The sequence below is a fragment of the Chryseobacterium pennae genome, from assembly GCF_003385515.1.
Taxonomy (GTDB): domain Bacteria; phylum Bacteroidota; class Bacteroidia; order Flavobacteriales; family Weeksellaceae; genus Chryseobacterium; species Chryseobacterium pennae.
Genome location: NZ_QNVT01000073.1, coordinates 1 through 794, shown reverse-complemented (window position 1 = coordinate 794; position 794 = coordinate 1). Strand labels below are relative to the sequence as shown.

At 38.8% G+C, this 794-nt stretch carries 1 protein-coding gene; it reads left to right on the top strand.

What is annotated here, in order from left to right:
- On the top strand, window positions 1-794 hold a 794-nt coding region (locus DRF65_RS28180), incomplete at both ends, for an AMP-binding protein (protein WP_165852332.1).

The following is a 794-nucleotide window of genomic DNA, read 5'->3' as shown; positions in this document are numbered from 1 at the left end:
GAAAGATCCAACCGTTTAGCCAACCATTTAATAGCTGCTTATAACCTTCAGCCAGACGAACTTGTTCCATTATGTTTAGATCGTTCCGAGAATATGCTGATTGCTATTTTAGCAGTATTAAAATCCGGAGCAGCCTATGTTCCTATGGATCCTTCTTATCCAGCAGATAGAATAGAACATATTCTTCAGGACACCGGAGCAAGATTGATTTTAGGTCAGGAAAGTACCGTTGAAAAGCTAAAAACTCAAGCAGTAGATATAATTTCATTAGACGAAATTACTTTTAAAGCAGCACTTGAAACAGAATCCATTAATAATCCTGTTACCAGTACTCAACCCAATAATTTAGCTTATGTTATTTTCACCAGTGGAACCACCGGACTTCCAAAAGGAGTAATGGTTGAACACAAGAATGTATCCAACCTGATTCATCAGGAATCCAGAGAATTTGGATTGCTTGAAAACGGAGTTCAGAAGAACTGTTTATGGTATGCAAACTATGTATTTGATGCCCATGTTTGGGAATTGTACCCATCCATTACCCATGGCCATACCATCTATATTTTAGAAAAAGAACTTCAAACTGATCTGTCTGCCTTAAAAGATTATATCGAAGAGAACAGCATCAGAATAGCAACCATTCCACCGGTATTATTAACGCGAGACTCTATTTTACCATTAGAAAAGCTTGTGGTAGCCGGAGATGTTACCAATCCACAGGTCATGGCGATGTACAAAGAACATGGAGTAGATCTGATCAACGCTTACGGGCCAACAGAAACTACGGTATGTGC